Origin of the sequence: Lactobacillus sp. ESL0679, from assembly GCF_029433515.1 — a bacterium.
In the GTDB taxonomy this organism is placed as follows: Bacteria; Bacillota; Bacilli; order Lactobacillales; family Lactobacillaceae; genus Lactobacillus.
Genome location: NZ_JAQTIG010000001.1, coordinates 14,357 through 32,869 on the forward strand (window position 1 = coordinate 14,357; position 18,513 = coordinate 32,869).

Annotated in this window: 20 protein-coding genes; 4 read left to right on the top strand and 16 right to left on the bottom strand. The window is 34.6% G+C overall.

Annotated features, from left to right (window positions below; translation table 11 throughout):
• Window positions 1-365 precede the first annotated feature (365 nt).
• A complete protein-coding gene (locus PT287_RS00065; protein WP_277131623.1) occupies window positions 366-1,142 on the top strand; it encodes a matrixin family metalloprotease in 777 nt (258 codons plus the stop codon).
• 259 nt (window positions 1,143-1,401) lie between these two features.
• On the opposite strand, the gene PT287_RS00070 is transcribed toward PT287_RS00065, so the two are convergent.
• From PT287_RS00070 to PT287_RS00115, 10 genes are all read right to left on the bottom strand, one after another.
• Complete coding sequence (locus PT287_RS00070) at window positions 1,402-2,181, bottom strand: hypothetical protein (RefSeq protein WP_277131624.1); 780 nt, start codon at window positions 2,179-2,181, stop codon at window positions 1,402-1,404.
• Window positions 2,182-2,191: 10 nt separating this feature from the next.
• A complete protein-coding gene (locus PT287_RS00075) occupies window positions 2,192-2,722 on the bottom strand; it encodes a hypothetical protein (protein WP_277131626.1) in 531 nt (176 codons plus the stop codon).
• Window positions 2,703-3,347 carry an ATP-binding cassette domain-containing protein gene (locus tag PT287_RS00080; RefSeq protein ID WP_277131628.1) on the bottom strand — a complete coding sequence of 215 codons (645 nt, stop codon included), beginning with the start codon at window positions 3,345-3,347 and terminating at the stop codon, window positions 2,703-2,705. Before PT287_RS00080 ends, PT287_RS00075 begins: the two co-directional genes overlap by 20 nt.
• A 10-nt stretch (window positions 3,348-3,357) precedes the next feature.
• A complete protein-coding gene (locus PT287_RS00085; protein ID WP_277131630.1) occupies window positions 3,358-4,077 on the bottom strand; it encodes a rhodopsin in 720 nt (239 codons plus the stop codon).
• Window positions 4,077-4,676 carry a hypothetical protein gene (locus tag PT287_RS00090; RefSeq protein WP_277131632.1) on the bottom strand — a complete coding sequence of 200 codons (600 nt, stop codon included), beginning with the start codon at window positions 4,674-4,676 and terminating at the stop codon, window positions 4,077-4,079. Before PT287_RS00090 ends, PT287_RS00085 begins: the two co-directional genes overlap by 1 nt.
• 267 nt (window positions 4,677-4,943) lie before the next feature.
• Window positions 4,944-5,438 (bottom strand): hypothetical protein, encoded by a 495-nt coding sequence (locus PT287_RS00095; RefSeq protein WP_277131634.1) that lies wholly within the window; start codon window positions 5,436-5,438, stop codon window positions 4,944-4,946.
• Window positions 5,431-6,030 carry an ABC transporter ATP-binding protein gene (locus tag PT287_RS00100; protein ID WP_277131636.1) on the bottom strand — a complete coding sequence of 200 codons (600 nt, stop codon included), beginning with the start codon at window positions 6,028-6,030 and terminating at the stop codon, window positions 5,431-5,433. The genes PT287_RS00095 and PT287_RS00100 overlap by 8 nt, the downstream gene beginning before the upstream one ends.
• Window positions 6,031-6,042: 12 nt before the next feature.
• On the bottom strand, window positions 6,043-6,582 hold the full coding sequence (locus PT287_RS00105; protein WP_277131638.1) for a hypothetical protein: 540 nt from the start codon (window positions 6,580-6,582) through the stop codon (window positions 6,043-6,045).
• A 48-nt stretch (window positions 6,583-6,630) separates the two neighbouring features.
• Complete coding sequence (locus PT287_RS00110; RefSeq protein ID WP_277131640.1) at window positions 6,631-7,437, bottom strand: hypothetical protein; 807 nt, start codon at window positions 7,435-7,437, stop codon at window positions 6,631-6,633.
• Window positions 7,438-7,504: 67 nt separating this feature from the next.
• On the bottom strand, window positions 7,505-7,867 hold the full coding sequence (locus PT287_RS00115) for a choline-binding protein (protein WP_277131642.1): 363 nt from the start codon (window positions 7,865-7,867) through the stop codon (window positions 7,505-7,507).
• Window positions 7,868-8,188: 321 nt separating this feature from the next.
• Here PT287_RS00115 and PT287_RS00120 point away from each other — a divergent pair, with 321 nt between their 5' ends.
• Window positions 8,189-9,025: a helix-turn-helix transcriptional regulator gene (locus PT287_RS00120; protein ID WP_277131644.1), complete on the top strand. Its 837-nt coding sequence runs from the start codon at window positions 8,189-8,191 to the stop codon at window positions 9,023-9,025.
• 64 nt (window positions 9,026-9,089) lie between these two features.
• Here the strand turns inward: PT287_RS00120 and groL are convergent, their stop codons facing one another.
• The 6 genes from groL to PT287_RS00150 form a co-directional block, all read right to left on the bottom strand.
• Window positions 9,090-10,721 carry a chaperonin GroEL gene (groL, locus tag PT287_RS00125; RefSeq protein WP_277131646.1) on the bottom strand — a complete coding sequence of 544 codons (1,632 nt, stop codon included), beginning with the start codon at window positions 10,719-10,721 and terminating at the stop codon, window positions 9,090-9,092.
• Between the two features lie 17 nt (window positions 10,722-10,738).
• A complete protein-coding gene (gene groES, locus PT287_RS00130) occupies window positions 10,739-11,023 on the bottom strand; it encodes a co-chaperone GroES (protein WP_277131648.1) in 285 nt (94 codons plus the stop codon).
• A gap of 429 nt (window positions 11,024-11,452) precedes the next feature.
• The gene (locus PT287_RS00135; RefSeq protein ID WP_277131650.1) at window positions 11,453-12,079 is read right to left on the bottom strand and encodes a hypothetical protein; all 627 of its coding nucleotides are present in this window, start codon (window positions 12,077-12,079) and stop codon (window positions 11,453-11,455) included.
• Window positions 12,080-12,319: 240 nt separating this feature from the next.
• The gene (locus PT287_RS00140) at window positions 12,320-14,212 is read right to left on the bottom strand and encodes a M13 family metallopeptidase (RefSeq protein WP_277132443.1); all 1,893 of its coding nucleotides are present in this window, start codon (window positions 14,210-14,212) and stop codon (window positions 12,320-12,322) included.
• A gap of 287 nt (window positions 14,213-14,499) precedes the next feature.
• Window positions 14,500-15,684 carry an MFS transporter gene (locus PT287_RS00145; protein ID WP_277131652.1) on the bottom strand — a complete coding sequence of 395 codons (1,185 nt, stop codon included), beginning with the start codon at window positions 15,682-15,684 and terminating at the stop codon, window positions 14,500-14,502.
• A gap of 168 nt (window positions 15,685-15,852) precedes the next feature.
• Entirely contained in the window at window positions 15,853-16,500 is a 648-nt protein-coding gene (locus PT287_RS00150; RefSeq protein ID WP_277131654.1) for a redox-sensing transcriptional repressor Rex, read from the bottom strand.
• 306 nt (window positions 16,501-16,806) lie between these two features.
• On the opposite strand from PT287_RS00150, the gene PT287_RS00155 reads away from it, so the two are divergent.
• Window positions 16,807-17,673, top strand: coding sequence for an ABC transporter ATP-binding protein (locus PT287_RS00155; protein ID WP_277131656.1), 867 nt, complete (start codon window positions 16,807-16,809; stop codon window positions 17,671-17,673).
• The gene (locus PT287_RS00160; protein ID WP_277131658.1) at window positions 17,673-18,512 is read left to right on the top strand and encodes an ABC transporter permease; all 840 of its coding nucleotides are present in this window, start codon (window positions 17,673-17,675) and stop codon (window positions 18,510-18,512) included. Before PT287_RS00155 ends, PT287_RS00160 begins: the two co-directional genes overlap by 1 nt.
• Window position 18,513 lies beyond the last annotated feature (1 nt).

Below are 18,513 nucleotides of genomic sequence, written 5' to 3' on the forward strand. Positions count from 1 at the left end.
ATGTAACTACTAGCTTTTAAGCAAAATTATGCCGCACATTTCACCAGTACTCAAAAAGAATATATAAATACATGTAAGCGTATTTTGATAATTATTAAATAACTACAATCACTAATTTATAAATTGAATTGAGCATTTTCATTGTCTTGACTACTCTATTCCAATATAATTAATATTTGTGAATTAAAGCAGTGCTTATACTACCATAACTTACATGCTGGCATAAAAGCAAATTAAAAAATCGTTTCTCATAAACAGTACACGAAACGATTTTTTATTTGCTTTTTAAATTATACACAAATCATCGATCAAGATTTTTCTTAATCGTCTAAAAACACTATACCCAAATTAAGGAGTGCGACCTAGTGAAGTTATTAAAGAACAACTTATCTGCAATAACAATATTTTTATTACTTTTTGAAATTAGTTCCCCAGTTTCCGCTGCTAAAGCTAGAAAGTATACATATAACGGCTCAGATCTAATTAAGCAAGACTATTACAACATCAAGGAAACCAAAAAATTCAAATACAATTTACATGGAAGAGAAGCTTATAACGCAGCAGCTTTTACACCACAACGCAATAATCTCTTAGGTTACAGTTGGCCTGACAAAAACAATATCACCTATACTACAGATGGTACTGCACGCCAAGCAGCTCTTACAGATGATTCTATACGACGTATTAATAGCATGAATGTTGTTAAATTAACACCTACAACAAATAATCCAGATATTACCGTCCATTATGTTAGTCAAGAAAAAATTAACAGCTTTAATACTGATCCTAATCATGATCCACATATTTCAGCTTTAGGTCTGACTATTTACGGTAATGTCTGGTTGACGGCTAATAAATACGCCCCAGAAACTTTTATTCACGTTAATATTTATGTTAATAAAGACGAAAATAACTTAAGCAATAGCCTAAACAGTAATCTTAAATGGCGTCTAGACTATCGTAATGAATCAATCATTATTCATGAATTTGGACATGCATTAGGTCTAGGACATACTGGTGGTTATTCAAACTTAATGTCTTCAAGTAACTACCAATTTAGTCAAACTGCAACTAAAAATCATACGCAAATCTTAGACCAAGATTTTTACAATCGCCTGAAAACACTTTATACAGCAAAATAATTGAAGTCTATACCGATCAGTAAATACCAGAAAGCTAATATTTCCGGACAATATTAGCTTCAAAATATTACTACAAAGCACTATACATTTACTATATTTTATAAACAATATAGTTAATATATAATAAAATTAATCCAATTGCAAGTAACTTTTTTAAATTATCTACTGCTCATTTGCTATCTACAATAGTACCCTTGTTATTAGGTCGTTTCTGTAAAAAACAATTTATTTAAATAATGTTTTTTTACATCAAAAATTACTATTGAACAAGTCGCTTCCTGGCCAAAAAAAGCATTACGAAGCAATAAACAATCATTAATAATGTCACAATTCCAGTAACTGCCAAACTAACATTAGTAACTGGACCATTATGCAAAAAGTCTGCTGGTGAATAACTTATATTATTCGGCAACTTGATAAATGAATTTAACACGAAAATGGCAATTTGCAATATCAGGCTTGAACATAGAGCTACAAAACGGTTATTAATCCAAATTGACGTAACCATCACAAAAACAGCAAATAATCCACCCCAAATGCCGGCAAATAAAATCGCTAGCACTGAATGGACAAACGGATGAGTATAGTATAACGAAACAAAAAATGTATTAATGTTAATAATTAATGCTCTTCCATTTAACAAGTTATCTGGCTTAATATTTGGCAGGCGCAGCAACCACAAAGTTAAATTTACAAGTAAAGGCAATGCGATTACTACAAAGCCAGAAATAAAAGCAATAAACATATATTTGCTTAACACATTTTGCAAAGTATTATTTAATTTAAATTTAGCCAGTAACCCACTGTCCTGATCCTCTTTTAACATTATTCCTGCCGGTAGACTTGCAATTAGCGGCAATAAAATAAAAAAGATAGTTGAAGTAAAACTAAACGGATCAATCCCCAGCCAGCGTGTATACGGCGTATCTTCAACTGGAATTTGTCCCTGTAATAAAAACTGTGCTATGCAGACTAACAGCCCGATAGTCAAGGCCAGCAGTAACCAGCGTTTATTCAAACGCGAATATAAAAATTTCATTCTACTTACCTCATTCTAGTAATAGTGAATATTTAACATAATGATCCTGAACTGGGATTAAAAAGCTAAAGCGCATTTTTGCAGAACGTTGATCATAAGTTTCTCTCGGTACTGAAAAATATAGGGTATACTGCTGCTTTTCCTGAAGATGCTTTTGCAAATAATTATAACCAACACGCTTGCCATTTTGATTTAGCAAATAAACACACGGATTACTGATACCATACGGAACATTTAAATACATATTATCCCGAAAATCTGGATCATAATGTTTCTGACCATAATTAGCTGTCCCTGTTTGCTTAAGCGTTAAGTTAATTTGGGCACTAACCTCATTTTTCGTCTGCGTCAACTTTGCATGATGAACAACAAATTCAACAGCGTGAGCACGGACTAATTCATTCTGCTTAAAAAATCGTTCTTGTGTCACTCCTCGCTCTACTGGATGGGCATTAATCTGCTGATAGCGAAAATATCCGATTAAGCCAACGATAATTATACATAGAACGGTTAAACTACATTTAATTTTCCTGCTTTTCATTGATAATCGTTCCTTCTTTAATAATCAGCTGCTTAGTTGCCACCTGCTCAATAAAATCTCGATCGTGCGAAGCAATAATAAAAGTCGATCCTGTCAAATTATACTTTTTAATAATGTCAATCAACTTAGTAACGCTTTTTTCATCTAAAGCATTTGTTGGCTCATCTAAAACAATTAATGGATACTTGCCAAGAAGAGCTTCAGCAATACCCAGCTTTTGTTTCATCCCTAAAGAAAACTTCTTTACCTTTTGTTTAGGAAACTTATCTAAATCAAAGTAGCTCAATAATTCAATAATCTCTTCATCTTGAATATTTTTATCTAATTTAGCAAGTAAATCCATATTTTGATAAGCAGTAAAATTTTCAATCAAGCTCGGATTTTCAATTAAAATCCCAGCCTTAACTGGGTATGGATCTTCAACTTTTATTTGCTGATCATTAACAAATATTTGGCCAGTAGTCCTAATTAAACCTAAGATTGCCTTTAAAACTAAGGTCTTACCTGAGCCATTAATGCCCTCAAAGACAGTAATACTATTTTGTGCAATATCGGCATTAACATCGTGCAAAAGCGGCCTTTTCTTGACCTCTTTGCCAACTTGCTCTAGTTTAATGTAACTCATCTAATTCTCCTTAACTCAATCTAGTAACACGGTTACTAAGCCAATAGATAATACCAGTGACCAAAATTAATAATATTAATTCAAATAAATTTGAACTATTCATGCGAACAAGCATCAAGCTATTTAACGGATTATTTTGCCAAGCCGTGTAGGCGGTAATAATTAAGAGACAAAGTGGCACCATTACACCTAATGCTGAATTAAAATTATTAATTGCTGCTTGTAGTAACAATAAAAAGTAGATACCCAAGCAATTAATCAAAAATAATAACAATACTGACTGAATACCAACATAATTACCAATCCTTAATTTGGGAAGTGATAATAATTGTGCACTCATTGCTAAAACTAATATAGTAACGCCACTATAAATTATTGCAAGGAGTGCTAACAACACAAAATTTATTTGAACAAATTTTCGCGGCGCAAATTGTAATCCTCGTAAATGCAGTGTTCGCGATTGCCATAATTCCTGTAAGCCATTCAATAAAATTAAGGACGGAATTATAAAATACGAGAACCACATCACGGGCAGTTGAACTTGATGTTGAAATACTTGGATAAATGAAACTCCTTGAAAGAAAGCAGTAAAAGCAGATTCATGTGGATTACCTACCAGCTGCATACTAATCATGACAATTGCCAAGCTAATGAATGCTAACCAAGTTAAACAGCGATAGCGAATTATTTGCCAAAAATAAAGCAACTGACTCCAAAACAGACGTATCATTAAAAGTCCCTCTTTTCAATGACTACCATTAATAGAGCCATTAAAATACACAAAATACCAAGCATTATTGGTATCCCGGCAAAAGCAATTTTTGCAAAATTGGGCGCAATAAAATCATAAAATAAAGAAACATGGCTAGATGTATTAAGACTAAACGAAGCCCCATTAATTATGAACACAATAAAAAACGCGACTATTTTGTTTTTAAAATAAAGATATAACGTAATTACCAGTAGTCCGAAGACATAGCAACTTAACCACAAGTAAACACTACGGAAAAGTAAGGTTACCAAAAGATGACTTAATAAACCAAAAGTATTAGTTAACCCAACAACTAAGATATTACCAATCAGCCAAAATAAAATCATTAGTAGCCAAATTAGTGTAACCCGATAAATTATCTGCATAAACAATATTTTTCTTGTTTGACACCGTAAAGCATCATTGATGCGCAAATTCGTTGTCGCTAACACCGAAATTAGTAATGTCGGTACTAGCGCAATACAAATTGTAAAGCGTGCCAAAACTGCATTTAATAAGCCATAATCTGAATAGCCATTTAGTTGTAAATTAGCATACGTGGATAATGCAATTAACAACGTTATCAAGCTGCACAATATGTATTGTTTTAAATACGCTCGATTTAATAAAGTCTGCTGTTTTAAGAAATTAGCATGCATATCTTTTTAATCTTTCTAAACAAAAACTATCTTTTAAAATCTAAGCACGAGAAGAGCAACCTCTCGTGCTTAAATTTTATTATACTCTATTACAATATAAATCATATACATTATTTGTGGTTACAGTTATATTAAAAGATTAATTAACATAGGAGGCTTAAGTTTGACTTATTTAAAATTACTTTCTTAAACAAGGCAATTAACAAATAATCTTATTCCTAACAAAAGCGTAAAAATTACTATTCCTTGTACACTAAGAGAATGCTGATAATTTGGCCAAAAGGTAATAATTAGCCAAATAAAAATCATTATCGCCAACATTATTATTGAATCAATTATATTACTGATATTAAAAGCGATAATATGCACTAACACAAAGATCAATAAATATTGCCAAACATAAGGTACAACATTAACTACGAAATTCTTTAAATTTGGCTGTCGGATCATCACTAAGTTACTAATTGAATTCAAATTGCTCCGTGGTAACCAGATAGATAGGTAATCAAAAAGTAATATATTGGCTGACAACAACGAAAAGATCAATGGTTTACCGACCCAGGTAAAATTAATTTGCCAAAGCTTTTTAGAAGATAAATATGCAGTCCAATTCTCACGAGCTAAAAAAATTAATAAGCCTGTCGCAACCGCATAAATTAAAAAAGATGATTTTTTATTCATCACTAATTACACCATTTTGTAATTTTAAATATCTATCATATTTAATTTCTGAAATTTGATCATGACTAGCTACAATCACTGTCTTATTTTTGTGTTTTAACTTTGCAAGTAAGGCTACAAATTGACCAATACCATCTTGGTCAATTCCTCTAGTTGGCTCATCAAGTAAAATGATATTTTGTTCTTCCATTACGGCTTGAATAATACCAACTTTCTGTCGCATGCCAACAGAATACTTAGCAATAGCTTGTTCGTCATCTGGATCAAGTTCAAAATATTTGAGTAATGCCCGCACTCTTTCTTCATTAAACCGATGATTCAAATTAGCCAAAAAATGTAAATTTGTCATTGCTGATTCATATTCCAAAAATACTGGATTCTCAATCAATGCACCAATTAAATCATCTTCGTCAATTGTGACATTACCGCCATCAGCCTTTAATAAGCCTGTTATGACTTTAAAAATTGTCGACTTTCCTGAACCATTAATCCCTGAAATATGCACTAATTCGCCAGCGTTAGCTGTCATTGTTACATCTCGTAAAACCTGCTTTTGCTTAAAAGATTTTTTAATGTGAGTTAATTGCAACATAATAATTCTCTCCTAATATCCGCCATAAATATGATGTACTGCCCGATATAGCGGATCGTATAAAGGACTATACTTAATCAAAATTTGTTTTTCAAAATAAAAATGATATGCCACTTCTAAAATAAGAACAATGAATAACAAAAAATATGGATGATCTAAATTATAAGCACCAACTAAGAGCCAAGCTAAAAATAGCAATATGCCAAGATGTAACAATATTATTGCAGTACCCAAAATTGGACTACCATTACGAAATAATGGAAAGCTGGTAAATAAGTAAGGCACTATCAGGCCTAAACAGAAGACTAGGCAATACACTGTCACTAATATCAACAGTCTCTTAATCATTTGGTTGGTTTGACCACGAACACCAACTAATAAACGTACATTGCGAAAGCGTAAAATTTGAGTGTACATTAGTACTAAAATCATTGGCTGAACATAAAGCGATAATAAATTGGAGTCAATGTAAGCATTAATTAATTCCATAGTTTGAGATGGATTATTAGTAATCAGTTCCAGACCACACCCCAAGCCGAGTAAAGTAATCATTACTCCTATTAGACATATGCGTTGATTTATTTTTTTAACTGACATTAATTACCCCTCATGCTGCTTTCTTCGATACCAAAGATTAATTAATAATAGTGCAACTGCCAAGTAAATTACTCCTGCTAATAAAAATGCTACTAATGAATTGATTGGTGGTCTTTGACTCATAAAAGTAGTCTGCCCTGGGGCAACCAAAGTATATAAAAACCATGAAAAGGAAAATGTACGCCAAACAATATTATTCATATTACCTAAAATTGGTAGCAGAATTAAAATCAACCCCAAAATTGGTCCTACAGCAATATAAAGAGCATTTTTTTGCACAAAAAGACCTACACTAAAAACTAATATAGAAAATATGCCCCAACCTATAGCAGCTAATATAATGAACAAAATAATTTCTAGCAAATCATTAGTTGTAAAATACCCCGGACGCATTCCTGAAAGCATCTCATAATCGTGAGACTTATATATAAAGGGAAAATAGAACCAATTTATTAAAAACATTTCATACAAATTTGTTAATATTGATATTACAGCTCCACCCAAAAAACTATTAATCATACCCTTTTGTAAAAATACAAGATAACCAGTTCGTTGATGAACAAAACTACTATTTTTTAAATAAATAAACAAACCTGAACCTAAAAATGTAAATAAAAGCATTCTAACAATTATAATTACAATATTATCATCAGCACCACTGTCCTGAATACTAAAGAACAAATTAATGGAAATATTACCTTGCTTGTTTAACCCTGAATATTCGTTAATGACGGTAAAAATATACAAAGTCAATATGATCAAATATAGTGATAAAATTGCTAATATAATCTTTTTAGATTTTTTTAACATCTTTAACTCCTGACTATTAAATATAGACTAAAAAAGGAGGATTTTATCCTCCTATAAAAGACTAAGATTATTTGCGATCAGCACTAAAATGAAGTCTAACAGTACTTTGATTAGGTTCTAAAGCTTTCGACCTAACATCCGCATAATAATTTCTACCAACCATCCCTGAATTATTATCACCATAAGTCGTATAGTCTTTATACAATCCTGCATTACCAGACATCGTTTTAGCCTTATTATTAATCAAATGTACAGTGTAACCTAAACTATTAGGAATTGCATCACCATTAAATGAGGCCACTTCAGAATTATTTCTTTTCTCATTTGGAGATCCATACGTACTCCATTTTCCATGTGCACTGACAGTTTCTTGACTAACACTCCATTTTCCTGTAGCTGCACCAACCACCATAGCACCACTTAGTGCCAAAATAGTTCCAGCTGCTAATATTTACTTACCCCAAAATGATTCTTTAATGATAGCATAATTTTATACCTCCTAATTAATTTTCTTTAATTGCTTTTAAACACGCCCATAAAAGCTTTTTCCATAAATAATCCATATTATTACTTCTTTCAATTTAAATAATATAAACAACAGAACATAATCTTAAAGAGCTCCTTGTCAAATGTTCTTATGTTTATCATAGCGCTTTCTAAAAGCAATTTCTGTGCGTTTTACGCACAATTAAATTTTATATTGCTAATTTATCCCTCTATAATGTAAAATTTAATTAAAGAGGTGTTTCAAATGTCGGACTTTGGTCAAACAATTCATCAACTACGTGTTTCCCGCTCTATTAGTCAAGAGGAATTAGCTATAGGCATTTTTAATCGTAGCCGTTTATCAAGAATAGAAAGTGGTAATGCCTATCCTTCTCAACAAGTTGCTAGTCAATTAATTTCTCGTTTGAGTCTTACACCTAAGGAATTTGAATATATCCAGCATGACTATTCAGCATCCAAAAAAGATCAAATTTTATATCAATTTTTCAATATTGAATTTAATACTGAAACCCAAAAAATAAATTTACTTATTAAACAATGCAACAGTATCAGAGATGACAATGATATCAAACGCATCAAAAAAATTTTGCAAGCACAGTTATTATTAGGTAATCCAGATGACTTAGATAGAGCCAAAAAGCTAGTTCAACCTATTTGGTATGATCATTTAGCTAACATTAAAATATTAACAATTATTGATCTTGCCTTGTTAAACATGATTGCCTATGCGTTTGACGATGATACTAACCAACAAATTATCACTAAAATTCTTAATACAATTAATAATTATTATCCTTTTTTAACCAGCTTAGAGTGCAACGTCTTAATTAATCAAGCAAGTTTGTCACTAGAGCAACACGATTTTAATGCAGCTAAAGATGCTTTAACTCAAGCTGCTAATTTAGCCCAAAATAACAATCAGTATGATAAGTTACTCCTTTGTAAATCTGAATTTGCAATTTGTAATCAAGACCAACAACAAGCAACTTATTATGCCAACCTACTAAACGAAATTGGTGCTACCGACTTAGCACACCTATTAAAAATGCAGATTAAACAATTTTCTTATCTCTTTAATTAATTTTTACCACGCAAAAAAGCCGCTCATATGAGCGGCTTTTTTTAAGGATTGATTTATTTAATTATTACATCATTCCGGGAGCACCGGCACCAGCAGCTGCATTTGGATCAGCAGCAGGCTTGTCTTCTGGAATTTCTGCAACAACAGCTTCAGTTGTTAAGAGCAAAGCAGCAATTGAAGCAGCGTTTTGCAAAGCAGTTCTTGTAACCTTGGTTGGGTCAATAATACCTGAGTCAACCATGTTCTCCCACTTGCCATTAGCAGCGTTGTAACCAATTTCGTTGTCTTGCTTCTCAAGCTCATTCAAGATAACTGAACCATCTTCACCAGCGTTTTCAGCAATTTGGCGAACTGGAGCACTCAAAGCACGCAATACAATGTTGATTCCAGTTTGTTCATCAGGGGTGTCACCCTTCAAACTCTTAACTGCTGATTCAACATCAACTAAAGCAGTACCACCACCAGCAACGTAACCTTCGTCAACAGCAGCACGAGTTGAGTTCAAAGCATCTTCAATACGATAACGACGCTCTTTCAATTCAGTTTCAGTAGCAGCACCAACGTGGATAACTGCAACCCCACCAGTTAATTTAGCCAAACGTTCTTGCAACTTCTTCTTGTCAAAGTCAGAAGTTGTTTCGTCGATTTGCTTTCTGATTGAGTCTTCACGTTCCTTGATTGCATCGTCAGAACCAGCACCATCAACAATGGTTGTTGAGTCCTTAGTAATTGTAATCCGACGTGCTTGACCTAATTGGTCAATTGTTGTGTCCTTCAATTCAAGGCCCAAGTCTTCAGTAATTACAGTACCACCAGTTAAAGCAGCAATATCTTGTAATTGTTCCTTACGCCGGTCGCCAAAGCCAGGAGCCTTAACAGCAACAACGTTGAAAGTACCACGAATCTTGTTCAAAACAAGTGTTGGCAAAGCTTCACCAGAAACATCGTCAGCGATGATTAATAATGACTTACCTTGTTGCACGATTTCTTGCAATAATGGCAAAATGTCTTGAATATTAGAAATCTTCTTGTCAGTAATCAAAATGTATGGGTTATCGAGGTCAGCTTCCATCTTGTCGTTGTCAGTTACCATGTATTGTGACAGGTAGCCACGATCAAATTGCATCCCTTCAACAACTGATAATTCAGTTTCAATACCACGAGAATCTTCAATGGTAATTACACCATCATTACCAACCTTTTCCATTGCATCGGCAATTAAATTACCAACTTCTTTAGAAGCACTTGAAACAGCGGCAACTTGAGCAATTTGGTCTTTTGAAGAAACGGTGTGGCTAATCTTGTGTAATTCATCAGTTACAGCCTTAGTAGCCTTTTCAATCCCGCGGCGAACACCAACTGGGTTAGCACCAGCAGTCACATTCTTCATTCCTTCACGGATGATTGCTTGAGTTAAAACAACAGCAGTAGTAGTACCGTCACCAGCAATATCATTTGTCTTTTGTGCTGCTTCAGCAACTAACTTAGCACCCATGTTTTCATAATGGTCTTTTAATTCGATTGCTTTAGCAATTGTAACACCATCGTTAGTAATTTCTGGATTGCCGTATGATTGTTCCAAGACAACGTTGCGACCCTTAGGGCCAATGGTTGTCTTAACAGTATCAGCTAGCTTATCAACACCCTTTAATAGGGAACGTCTTGCATTTTCTGAAAATTTAATATCTTTTGCCATCTTCATTCGCTCCTTAATTACTTAACGATTGCTAAAATATCTTTTTCGTGAAGGACTAAGTATTTTTCACCTTCGTATTTAACATTAGTGCCAGAATACTTATCATATAAAACAACGTCGCCCTTTTTAACTGTCATTGGAATCTTACTTCCGTTTTCTGCATAAGCACCCTCACCAACAGCAACAATTTCACCTTCAGTTGGCTTTTCCTTAGCATTTGATGCAAGAACGATACCGCCAACAGTCTTTTCTTCTTCTTCTTTAACTTTTACGATCACGCGATCACCAATTGGTTGTAACATGACTGCCTCCTAAAATTAAATTTGATAAATCTTTGTTTGCAATTAATCAGTTAGCACTCTTATTAGCCAAGTGCTAACTTACATGTATTATAATAACCTCTTTTACTAAAAAATACAAGAAAAAGTTAGCACTTTTTCATTTAAAGTGCTAATTAATTTTCTATTGCACTAGCATAATTGCAAGCTATGCCACTGCTGAATATTGGCAGCGGTGAACTTGGCTCAATTATATTGCCACAGAAACTACACAAGAATTTCATTTCACCATGCAGAAAAGAAAATTAGCTGCCCAACACTGCAATATCTAAAGAACTGGTTTGCCAACGCGTTTGCGCCCAGCGGTACAGCGCGTGCTAAAGCAAGAAGGAAAACCGCACTCATTAACAGAGTAATAAACAAGCCAGCTTTAAACCAAGCTGACTTTAACACTTACTTTTTTATGATAGAGGCAATTCCAGCAATAATGTTGTGATATTGCGTTTCATTTTCCACAAATGAATCATTATTAATAATAATATCGGCAATTTTCTTAACTTCTTTAGCGCCATGCTTTATCTTAAATTGGTCTTTTTTCTTAGTTCGAGCGACGATTTCTTCAAATGTAAACTCTTTGCCATTATCAATGGTTTGCTTTTTAAATTCACGAGTAGCGCGAACCTTAAGAGGAGCCTCAATATAGATGTTCATCATCTTTGAACCCAATAGTTGTTTTAAATAAACGCCAAGTTCTGCACGATAAAGACTTTCAATTGAAGCATAATGAATGTTAGCTTTTTCCATTTCACCTACAAGACGGTAAAAAAATTCTCTGAAAATTTCTTGTTGATTATCGGCATAAAGATTTTGGAAGTCTTCTTCTGAAGGATGATCTACAAAATCATAACCACGTTCGCGCATCATGTCCTTTTCAATCTGAATAATTTTCATCCTCTTAATCCCAATACTATCAAGATAAAGACCTGCGGCTGACTTGCCACACTCACTTAAGCCGCCTAATGAGAACATGCCTTTGACATAATTCTTTCTGGCAATAAACTGTTCCTCTGTAATTTTCATAATTAACCTCTTTTCTAATAAAATAGTTTTCTGTTCGTGTTTTTGCAGACCCCTTCTTATTATGCTCAATAAGTTCTTGACCTACATTACAGCGTAAATAATTAAATAACCTTTCTTGCCATTTTACAATTACTTTTTTAATGTTATCGTTAACAAATATTATTTTAGGCATAGTAAAACCCCAAAATTAATTCAGCTCAATTTCGGGGTTTTATTTTGCTACAACTTATAAATAAGGTATTACCAAATTAGTACTCTCTTTTTTGGTGACAGCCACATACCATCAGTCTTCTTAACTTTAAAGACTTTATAGAAGTCTGGCTGACACTGCACCTGAACGTTTGCTCGCAAAGCATTTGGTGAGTGAACATCAATAGCTAGCCTAGCCGCTGTCGCTTGCGGAGTCAATTTTAATCGCCAAATTCTGGCGTAATTATTAAAGAGTTCACGTAAATTGACGTGATCTTTCTTACCAGCGGCAATCGCTACGGATAATCCACCTTGATCGGCAATATTTTCCGATACTGTCAGCTTACCGCTAACCTTTTTGCCGTCATATTTGATACCGTCGAATAATTTGGTTTCTGCCTTGACACGTTTATTAAATGCGGCGTAATCCTTCTTAGTCCACCAATCATTCAAACTACCATATTCATCAAACTTAGAACCATTATTGTCAAAGGCATGAGAGATTTCATGACCAATAACTGTGCCAATACCACCCAAGTTAGCAGCTTTACTCTGCTTCTTGCTATAAAACGGTGCTTGCAAGATACCGGCAGGAATATTGATATCATTTAAACTAGGATTATAAAAAGCATTAACTTCATCACCAGAAATGCCCCAATCATCACGATCTACCGGCTCATCTAACTCTGAAATGGTTTCTTTAATGTCCTGAATCGCCATTGCTTTTCGATTAGCGTATAAACTACCACCTTGGCTTGTTGGGACAACTTTTACATCATCATAAAAGTCTGTCACATCACTTGGATAACCAACCTTAACCTTCATTGCTTTTAATTTAGCAATCGCCTTTTGTCTAGTTGTCTTGGATAGCCACTTATTCTTCTGTAAACGTTGCTCGTAAATCTTCAAAATTTGCTTAACCATCTTGGTGACGTCTTTTTTAGCAGCAGCGCCAAAATAAGTTTGGCCATAATATTCACCAATTAGATCATCATAATCACTATCAGTAATTGCATATGCCTGTGTTGCAACTGAAGGCAACTCTTTTTGACCAGATTCTGCTAGCGCAAAAGGTGCACTGGCTTCAACGAATTGCTGTGACAAATCTCCTGCAGCATTATTAATGAAGAAAACAATCAACCAACCCTTAAGTTCAGCAAAATTTTCTTTATTAAGTAGCCCGTTAACATTATTCAAAAAGTCCGGATTAGTGACAACAATCTGGTCAGGATCTTTACCAATTGTTCCTTGTAAAAAGCCGGCCATATCAAAGTCGCCAAATTTTGCTTTAAAATCATTGACACTCATTGGATGATAAGTGCTAGTTACTTCGGCGGTGTCTTCAGCTGACTTAGAGTTCTGCGCCATTTTACTATCGAACTTAATGGCATTTTCTGCATAAGTAGTCGCTTCATCCTCAGACACACCAGCTAGCTCCAATAATTTAATCGATTGCTTCTTAAAAATGTCGAGTAATTGCTTTGAATTAGGATTCTGATAGCTAGTAGTATCAGGTAAAATTGTCCCAGCGCTGCCGAAGTAAAGGGCATTCTTTCTGGCATTTTTCAAATCAGGTTCTACATCCCAACCAATTGGCAGTGGCATATTTTCATTAAACAGTTTAGCTGCCTTGGTATTAAAATCAGCAAAGTCCTTAATCCCTTCCAGTGTTGCCAAATCCTTTTTAATTGGCTCAGCACCATCGCGATTACGTTGATCCATATCTACTGCTTGCTTATATAAATCAACGGCTTTGGCAAAATTAGGGATATTCGGCAACGACTTTTTACCATTAGCAAAAGCTGCCATATCCTGACTTAATTCGTTAGTAACTTTAACTGTAAGATTATCAGCCGCACCAGCACTGACACCATCGACTGGTATTTTGGCTTTCTTTAACCATTTAGAATTCACCGCCAAATACAAATTATCCTGTGGCCGCATACCAAGCTTAGGCTTAAGCAGGTTACCACTGCCTCCACGCTTATCCTTAACTTGCTTCTTGTGATGCGATTTAGCTTTACTCTTGCTAACGGCAGCTGAGACTGGTTGACTAACATAATTACTAATATTAGTTAAACTAATTGACCCACTCATCAAAATAGCGGTCAATATTGCTAATACCTTTGATTTTTTGTTCATACATTCACCCTATATATAAATAATTTAGTTATTCCAACTTCACTATAGCAATATTTTACTACTGTCAATATATTTTTTACAAGAGCTTTTTATGGTAGTATCAACTTAAGCAACCTTTTTTGAAACATAATGTAAATGGAAATAATCATTGCACCAATCGCTATTACAAAAATTAAATGAGCATCCATCTTCACCAAAAAGCCACTAATCAGCGACATTATTGGTCCCATAATTCTTGTTAATGTTGTTGAGGCCGACGTGACTATTCCTCGAAATTGCTTTTTAGTCAAAGCCTGCACAATTGTGAAAAAATTCGCCTGTGACCACACACTTCCAATAGAGACCATAACATATCCACTAGTCACTAGCCAAAACGAACGCAGTAATAACATCACACTAAAACCGGTCAGAATAATTAACCCGCTAATTAACAATTGTTGGCCAACCGCGATTTTTTGGTTAAACCGCAAATAAATAAAATTGGCAACTATCCCAGCTACCGAAGCCATTGTGTAAAAGATGCTAATCTCAGTGACTGACCCCTTCAGCGTTTGTTTTAAAATGAACGTTAACATTGGCACCACAACTTGAAAGCCTAAATTTGCTGCTAAAAAGCTCGCAATTAACCATTTTAAGCGAACATCATGCCAAATAAATTTCAACCCTGCAATGGTTTTATTAGCAACATTTTTTGTCTTAGCTGACGACACTTCTTCTGGAACATCCTTAATTATTATTGCCAAATAAAAGAAGCTACCACTATCTAACAAAAAGCCAGTCAAATAGCCAACTAAATTAATTATTAGGGATGCAATCCCAGGACCAAACATACGCTGAATTGAAGAAATCAATCCAACACTACCTGATACTTGGGCTAAATCTTGCGGAGATAGATTTTGGGCAATCAGCGTTTGATAACCAACCCAAGACAATAAATCAAAAAAGCCAAAGACAAAAATTACTGCCAAAATACTCCACAAAGGCAATTGCTTGTTAATCATGATTGGAACAAGCAATGCCAAAAACATTTGCATTACTAATGCAGCCAGCATCACATCTTTTTTGCGATAAACATCAAAAAGCGAGCCAATTACCAAGCCAAACAATGCAGTTGGTAAATATTCCATTGCACTAAGTAGGCCCATTATTACTGATGAACGATTAATTGTCAGCATTAACAGTGGTACCGCAAACGTGTAAAATTGGTCGCCAAGTCCTGATACTGCATACCCTAACAATAGTTTTCGCTTATCATTTAAATTTTTATTTTTCATTTTCCTCGATTATCCATAAAAGCTGTATTATTTTTTATCAAAACAATACAGCTTCTACTTCTGCATCGATTACAGTCATAACCTTGATTGTAGCCACCCCCAAAAATAACTATACCTATATTATACAAACTAAAAAGCCATCTACACGAATGTAAATGACTTTTTAACTTAAATATTTTTACTACTATCTTTATCAGAGTCTAAAAAGTAAATCAAAGTTTGTAATTCTGTTGCCAAATCAACGTTCTGAATCCGAACACCAGTCGGAGCTGAAAGTCTAATTGGCGTAAAGTTCATTATTCCTCTAATCCCCGATTCAATCATTTCATCAGTAGTTGCTTGAGCAGTTTCAGCTGGAACCGTCAAAATTGCAATCGAAATCTGTTGATCGCTCAATTGCTGCTTCAATTCTTTCATACTGTAAACTGGCACACCACTCAAAATTTTACCAGTGATTGCTTCATTAATATCAAATGCACAAGAAATACGAATGTTGTTACTGCGCTTAAAGTTGTAATTGAGCAAGGCATGCCCTAAATTACCAACACCAACTAAGGCAACATTAGTCAACGTATCCTGATTTAATATTTTCTTAAAAAATGATAAGAGGCTCTTAACATCGTAGCCATAGCCACGTTTGCCCAACGCACCAAAGTAAGAAAAATCACGTCGTATCGAAGCACTATCAACTTGAACTGCTTCTGATAATTCGGTTGAAGAAACTTTTTCTTTGCCACTCTCATTTAAAATAATTAGATATCGATAGTAAAGCGGCAGTCTCTTTGCTGTCGCTGTAGGAATTTTAATCTTTTCCATTTTTCAAAAAGCCTCCAACTTTTTATTTGTGAATTAAGCACTAATCAGTACTATTCTACCCGTAAAATTACGTCTAATGCAAATATTTTTTTCACAATCTTGTAAATTCTACCATAGGAAAGTCCGATAACCAATAAATAAAAACTTGTATTATGCAAGCAGTGCCTTTTCACGCCTATTTTTGCCACCACTTAACCAGTAGAATCAACTTCTTGCCGCGCATATTTTACCATTTAGAGAGTTTTGACTGACAAAAACATTGTAAATTCATAAACTAATCCAGTAATTTACACAAAGGAGCAAAACATGTTACTTAAAACTAAAGACTTATCAAAAAAGTACAAAAACAAGTTAGCGGTTAATAAAGTTAATCTTGAACTAAGACGTGGCAGCTTCGTCACGTTACTTGGGACCAATGGGGCTGGCAAGTCCACCCTAATTAACATGCTTGTTGGCCTAAAGCAGCCAACTTCAGGTGAGATTATCACTGGGGCTAATACCAAAATTGGAGTTGTCTTTCAAAATAGTGTTTTAGATCCCGAATTGACAGTTCATGAAAACTTGGTTGTCCGTGCACACCAATACAAGAGCTGTCTTTTAAGTAGAATTAACGAATTAGAAAGTCAACTAGGTTTACGCAACTTTGTTAACCAGCGATACGGGACTCTTTCAGGAGGTCAAAAACGACGCGTTGATATTGCTCGTGCATTATTAAACAATCCGGATATTTTATTTTTAGACGAACCAACAACAGGACTAGATGTGCAAACACGCACAGCAATTTGGAAATTAATCCTTAAATTGCAAAAGAAACAACAATTAACAATCTTGCTGACAACCCATTACCTTGAAGAAGCTAACGAATCCGATTATTGTTACGTTTTAGCGCATGGCCAAATCATTGCCGCTGGTACTACCCAAGAGATTATTAAGCAACATGCGGAAAATCAGCTTCATTTGCAAACCAAGTCACCAGAGCAATTAATTACCCTACTGACCCAACTAACAGTTTCTTTTGAACAAGAAAAGTGCAATTTCTTAATTAAACCAGCGACAACAAAGCAAGCACTACAAATTTTGGAAGTAGTTAAGCCCTATTTAGCAGAATTTTCATATTCTCCCGGAGATATTTCAACGGCATTCATGAACATCACTGGTTGGGAGGTAGCCTAATGTATTATCTAGTCAAAAGAAATCTGACCTTATTTTCCCGGAATCGTGCTCGCGCCTTCTTTTCACTTTTAGGTGCCTTAATCACCTTTGCCCTATATATCGTTTTTTTAAAGCAAACGCTAAAAGGTTCACTACCACCCATTAACAATATCCAGCAGATTTTAGATAATTGGCAAATGGGCGGAACTTTAGCCGTGGCAAGTATCACTACCACTTTGACTGGACTATCGGCTGTTGTTTCGGATCGTGAAAATAATATCTTGCAAGACCTCTCCCTGACCGAGCGCAGCAAGTGGCAAATTAGGTTAAGCTATCTGATTAGTAGCGTAATTGTTGGCAGCTTATTACAAATTATTTTGCTAATATTTATGCTGGCCTACTTTATCAAAACCGACAATCTTTCATTCACTTGGTCTAACTTGCCGATTATCTTGATAATCATTCTCGTTAGTTCCTTACTAGGTGCCGTCTGCAACGATTTGTTAGTCAACTTCATTAAGACCTTTGCCACCCTTACCCAAGTTAATTTAATTATTGGTACAGCCAGCGGCTTCCTTGTTGGATCGTACATTCCATTAGGAGTCGCACCCAAGGCTGCACAACTAGTAATGAAGTTAACTCCGACAACTTATGTCGCCTCACTTTATCGCAGCTTGTTCGTCGGTAATACTGTCCCCACTAATTTACGGACGCGCTTTGTCAAAGATATGGGCATCAAATTAGAATGGCACAACCATTTATTGACAATGCCAGAAACACTATCAATCACATTTACAATTTTATTAGCAGTTATTATAATTGATTATCTAACACAAAAACTTAATCCTAGGGAGGCATAAT

Excerpts from the sequence above, each read along its gene's own strand:
- PT287_RS00070 (WP_277131624.1), bottom strand. The coding sequence starts at position 2,181 with ATGAAATTTTTATATTCGCGTTTGAATAAACGCTGGTTACTGCTGGCC.
- PT287_RS00075 (WP_277131626.1), bottom strand. The coding sequence starts at position 2,722 with ATGAAAAGCAGGAAAATTAAATGTAGTTTAACCGTTCTATGTATAATT.
- PT287_RS00080 (WP_277131628.1), bottom strand. The coding sequence starts at position 3,347 with ATGAGTTACATTAAACTAGAGCAAGTTGGCAAAGAGGTCAAGAAAAGG.
- PT287_RS00085 (WP_277131630.1), bottom strand. The coding sequence starts at position 4,077 with ATGATACGTCTGTTTTGGAGTCAGTTGCTTTATTTTTGGCAAATAATT.
- PT287_RS00095 (WP_277131634.1), bottom strand. The coding sequence starts at position 5,438 with ATGAATAAAAAATCATCTTTTTTAATTTATGCGGTTGCGACAGGCTTA.
- PT287_RS00100 (WP_277131636.1), bottom strand. The coding sequence starts at position 6,030 with ATGTTGCAATTAACTCACATTAAAAAATCTTTTAAGCAAAAGCAGGTT.
- PT287_RS00105 (WP_277131638.1), bottom strand. The coding sequence starts at position 6,582 with ATGATTACTTTACTCGGCTTGGGGTGTGGTCTGGAACTGATTACTAAT.
- PT287_RS00110 (WP_277131640.1), bottom strand. The coding sequence starts at position 7,437 with ATGTTAAAAAAATCTAAAAAGATTATATTAGCAATTTTATCACTATAT.
- PT287_RS00120 (WP_277131644.1), top strand. The coding sequence starts at position 8,189 with ATGTCGGACTTTGGTCAAACAATTCATCAACTACGTGTTTCCCGCTCT.
- groL (WP_277131646.1), bottom strand. The coding sequence starts at position 10,721 with ATGGCAAAAGATATTAAATTTTCAGAAAATGCAAGACGTTCCCTATTA.
- groES (WP_277131648.1), bottom strand. The coding sequence starts at position 11,023 with ATGTTACAACCAATTGGTGATCGCGTGATCGTAAAAGTTAAAGAAGAA.
- PT287_RS00135 (WP_277131650.1), bottom strand. The coding sequence starts at position 12,079 with ATGAAAATTACAGAGGAACAGTTTATTGCCAGAAAGAATTATGTCAAA.
- PT287_RS00140 (WP_277132443.1), bottom strand. The coding sequence starts at position 14,212 with ATGCGGCCACAGGATAATTTGTATTTGGCGGTGAATTCTAAATGGTTA.
- PT287_RS00145 (WP_277131652.1), bottom strand. The coding sequence starts at position 15,684 with ATGAAAAATAAAAATTTAAATGATAAGCGAAAACTATTGTTAGGGTAT.
- PT287_RS00150 (WP_277131654.1), bottom strand. The coding sequence starts at position 16,500 with ATGGAAAAGATTAAAATTCCTACAGCGACAGCAAAGAGACTGCCGCTT.
- PT287_RS00155 (WP_277131656.1), top strand. The coding sequence starts at position 16,807 with ATGTTACTTAAAACTAAAGACTTATCAAAAAAGTACAAAAACAAGTTA.
- PT287_RS00160 (WP_277131658.1), top strand. The coding sequence starts at position 17,673 with ATGTATTATCTAGTCAAAAGAAATCTGACCTTATTTTCCCGGAATCGT.